Consider the following 4,654-nt stretch of genomic DNA (forward strand, 5'->3'; position numbering starts at 1 on the left):
CGGAAGTTAAGCTCTTTAGCGCCGATGGTAGTTGGGGGCTTCCCCCTGTGAGAGTAGGACGTCGCTAGGCAATGTAAACAGTCAGCTGAGTGCTGGCTTTTTTTTTATAAAATTATACAAATAATAATTAACCAATAGTAAAAAATCGAGAAGCTAATGTAAGCTTCTCGATTTTTTTACTATTTACTTTAGCAAAAGTTAATCTTTATATAGTCAAATATACTCATTAGTATTTAGATATTTCATTTTACTTTCATATTAATTTCGATGTAATATTACCCATAGTATTAAAAGGTAATACTATGGCTTTTATAGGTATTTTATATTAAAATAGGTAATAGTTATTTTTACATACTATTAGGATATAGGTATGTAAAAAAATATATAATATAAATAGGAGTGTAAATATTGATAATACTAGATAGACCTTATGTTTCGGACTTATTAGCGGACACAATTAGTAAGAATAAAATTCCGGTAATCAAATTAAATGAAGTTTTTATACCAAACGAATCTACTATAAATTTAAAAAAGGTAGACGATTTGTTGATTGAATTAGAGAAAGGGAATTCTCCAATTCTCTTTAACTCTGAAAATGGACTTAATATTTTATCAAAATATGCGCCTAATCACTATTTAACAACTGTTACAGATATTTTGAAAAATAAAGTTACTTTCAGGAAAACATTAAGTAGACATTATACAGATTTCTTTTTCACAGAAGTTTCTCTAAAAGAATTAGAAGAATTAGATCCTAGTGCTCTACCTTTCCCTATTATTGTTAAGCCTGTTATAGGATATTCAAGTATAGGTGTACATCGTATTGATAAAGTAGAAGAATATAAAGAAACTATTAAACAACTTAAGTTTGAAATGGAAGTTACAAGTTCAGAGTATCCAATCGAAGTTATTAATAATCAATCATTTATAATTGAAAAATTAATTGAAGGCGATGAATACGCTGTTGACGTATATTTTACAGAAGACGGGGAACCTGTTGTCCTAAATCTTTTTAAAAGAATGTTTAGACATGAGAAAGACATGAGCGATAGAATTTACTATACGAGTAAGCAAGTAATAAATGAGTCCCTCAACAAAATTCAAGAGTTTTTAAGAACTATTTCATCGTTCTTCGCTTTAAAGTCCGCCCCTATACATATTGAAATTCGCATCGATAATGACCAGATTGTTCCTATTGAAGTAAATCCACTTAGATTTGCTGGTATCGGTACAAATGAACTTGGCGTTCATGCATATGGTGTAAACGCATGTGAGTACTTTTTTAAACAAGAAAAGCCTGATTGGGAAAATATAATTAATCAAATGGATGATTCAATTTATAGTTTTTGTTGTGCCGAAATAGATGCCTCTATTGATTGTAAGCAAGTTGTATCTATTAATCATGAAGCGTTTAAACTAAACTTTGGTGAAATTTTAGAATATCGACCAATGAAAGTGAATGAAAGCTCTACTTTTGCTGTAATCTTTCATAAGTCACCGGATTTAAATGAAAATATAAGGTTATTGAATTTAGATCTGAATCAATATATAACGTTAAAAGAAAGGGTATTTGTTTAATAATGACTAATTTTTTTATTGCAGTTAGGAGCGTTAATGATGTTTAAAAGTATGACAATTAGAAAGAAAATATTATTAAACGTATTAATGCCTATTGTTGTTATAAGCACAATTTTTAGCTTAGCCATTTTTATTGTAGCTGATCGTTTAATTGACGGTTATATTATTCCTCAGTTTGAAGAGAGCTTAACAATGAAAATGGAGGATTTCGATGAGTTATTTGATAAAGAATTAATCAATAGTGCTAAAACAAACAAAAGTGCATATCAAGAACTATTGTCTAGAGGAAATGCATTTCAAGAAGAGTATGATTTAGAAAATGTGTATATCATGAGTAAAGTAGATAATAAAGAAGTCATTTTATTTTTAGGTAATGACGATAAGTATTTATCACCTCTAGCGTTTACTGATGAACAAAAAGCAGCACTAGGTACAACTAAAATGGTTACAAGTGATATTTATATAGATGATTACGGCGCCCATAAGTCTACATTTTTACAAGTTCAAGGAACAGATTCTGTCTTAGGATTAGATGAAGATGCAGATTTTATAGTTGATCTAGAAAGTTTATTAATAAAAGTATGTGTATTATTAGCACTTATATTTATTGTGGTAAGTGGTATACTAGCATATTTCACTGCTAAAAGAATTTCTAAACCGTTAAATGAACTTGTAGATTATACTAAAGTAATTGCAGCTGGTGATTTAACACAGGAAATAAAAAATACAAGTAATGATGAAATTGGTCAACTTGCATCAAGTTTTAATAGTATGCAAGTACAGCTAAAAGAAGTTATAGGTCATGTATCCTCAACAGCAGACTATGTAGCAAACGGGTCTAAAGAATTGACTCAAAGTATAGAGCAAGTGACAGAAATGGCTAATCAGGTATCAGCAGCAGTTCAGGAAGTTTCAGTAAGTAGCGAAATGATAACAACTGGGGCTATTCAAAATCAAATTGCAATTAGAGAAATATCAGAGGGGATAGTAGAGATTACAGAATCTACTACAAACGTCTCTGATGAATCTATTAAGACATCTGAAGAATCCAATCAAGGTAATAATGTCATTCAACAATCCGTACAAGGAATTGATTCAATTAACGAGCTTTCAAAAGCCTCAATGCAAATGACAGAACAAATGCATCAACGTTCTAAAGAAGTAGGACAAATTACAAATGTAATTACAAGTATTTCAGATCAAATTAATTTACTAGCACTAAATGCAGCTATTGAGGCTGCTCGTGCAGGTGAATACGGAAAAGGGTTTGCTGTTGTCGCAGATGAAATAAGACATTTAGCAGAACAATCTGCCCAATCTGCTAATGACATAACTAAATTAATCTCTGAAATGCAAAACAATTCTAATGAATCGGTTGAAGCTATTACGAGAGTAGTAGATGAAATTGATCAAGAGACTGTCGCAATAAGATTGGCTGGAGATACTTTCCAAAAAATCTCATCTCTAATTTCAAACATTAGTATGCGAACGCAATCAATTGCTTCAACAGTAGAACAAATATCAGCAAGCTCTGAACAAGTATTAGGGACTACTGAGACAACTGTGCAATCATTGGAGCAAACATCAGCAGGTACCCAAAATATTGCTTCAACTATGCAAGAGCAATCTGCTTTTATGGAAGAAATGCTAGGAACAGCTAATCAAGTAAATGATATGGTTGAAAACTTAAAAGGTCAAATTGCACATTTTAAAATTAAATAATCTAAGCAATAACATTAACTAAGTTAAAAGGATTAGCTCTAACTTGAACAGAGCTAATCCTTTTACTATTTTTAGATCCGTATGCCAGTACAAAGACGTTTGTAAATTCGACAAAATACTCATTGAGTTCGTTCTAATTGTATATAACTTTTTATATAATGTAGCGATTACCTGAAAAAGGAGAGGAAATTTTGTGGATTGATGGTGTTTTTTCTGGCGGTGGTTTGAAGGGGTTTGCACTAGTTGGGGCGTATCAAGTACTAGAAGCTGAAAATTTCCGCTTTAAACGGGTAGCTGGAACAAGTGCTGGGGCCATATTAGCTACTTTTATTGCTGCAGGGTATAGTGGAAAAGAAATTCAAACGATGTTAGAAGAGTTGGATGTACCTTCATTACTAGATCCAAGGAAAACAATCTTACCTTTCCCGTTTATGAAGTGGGTTAATGTTTATCACCATTTAGGTTTATATAAAGGAAAAGCATTAGAAAAATGGTTTTTTCAGAAATTGGCAGCAAAAGGTGTTTATACATTCGGAGATTTACCTAGAGATTCATTAAAATTAGTGGCTTCAGATTTAACAAATGGCAGAATGATCGTTTTACCAGACGATTTACAAAAATATCATATTGAAGCGAGGAACTTTTCTGTAGCAAGTGCTTTACGTATGAGCTGTGGTATACCGTTCTTCTTTGAACCTGTTACATTAAAAACAGGAAAAGGAGATTCAGTTATAGTAGACGGCGGCGTATTGAGCAATTTTCCGTTATGGGTATTTGATGATAGAGAAGGACGTAAGATGCGACCGATTATAGGACTTAAATTGAGTAGACGTAGAGAAGAACAACATCCACATGAAATCAAAAACGGATTAAATTTATTTGAAGCTTTATTTACTACTATGAAAGATGCTCATGATGAAAGGTATATTTCAAGACGGCATGAACGAGATATTATTTTTATTCCTGTCGATGACTATAGCGCCACACAATTTGATTTAGATGAAGAGACTAAAGAAACGCTTTTAGAAATAGGAAGAAACCGTACTATTCAATTTTTAAAATCATGGCCAAAGTTTAGGTTATAAAACTTTTGAAAAAACAAAAAAACTATTGACGTTCTATGAAGTGGGTGATATTATATAAAAGTTGCTGCTAAACATGCAGCTAGAACAATATGAAAATAAAATAACTGTTTGACATTATGTATAAAACATGTTATTATATAAAAGTTAACTCTTAACAAAGAGATGGCGATTATAAATGAACCTTGAAAACTGAACAAGCAAAACGTAATCAATAAAGTTTTTACTAGCTAACCTTGAGTTAGTGAACGAAACAAAATTTTGGACATCAA

3 protein-coding genes and 1 rRNA gene are annotated in these 4,654 nt (G+C 31.5%); all 4 read left to right on the plus strand.

The features are described 5' to 3' along the window. Nucleotides 1–70: ribosomal RNA gene (gene rrf, locus ACIPKN_RS26930) — 5S ribosomal RNA — on the plus strand; the annotation flags it as partial. Nucleotides 71–408: 338 nt separating this feature from the next. Then, nucleotides 409–1,578, plus strand: a complete 1,170-nt coding sequence (locus ACIPKN_RS26795) for an ATP-grasp domain-containing protein (RefSeq protein WP_400942038.1) — start codon at nucleotides 409–411, stop codon at nucleotides 1,576–1,578. Between the two features lie 36 nt (nucleotides 1,579–1,614). After that, nucleotides 1,615–3,300 (plus strand): methyl-accepting chemotaxis protein, encoded by a 1,686-nt coding sequence (locus ACIPKN_RS26800; RefSeq protein WP_255505319.1) that lies wholly within the window; start codon nucleotides 1,615–1,617, stop codon nucleotides 3,298–3,300. Between the two features lie 191 nt (nucleotides 3,301–3,491). Further along, nucleotides 3,492–4,385 (plus strand): patatin-like phospholipase family protein, encoded by an 894-nt coding sequence (locus tag ACIPKN_RS26805; protein ID WP_400942042.1) that lies wholly within the window; start codon nucleotides 3,492–3,494, stop codon nucleotides 4,383–4,385. The last annotated feature ends 269 nt before the right edge of the window (nucleotides 4,386–4,654 follow it).

The organism is Lysinibacillus sp. NPDC086135 (assembly GCF_044746345.1).
Classification (GTDB): Bacteria; Bacillota; Bacilli; order Bacillales_A; family Planococcaceae; genus Lysinibacillus.

Excerpts from the sequence above, each read along its gene's own strand:
- ACIPKN_RS26800 (WP_255505319.1), top strand. The coding sequence starts at position 1,615 with ATGATGTTTAAAAGTATGACAATTAGAAAGAAAATATTATTAAACGTA.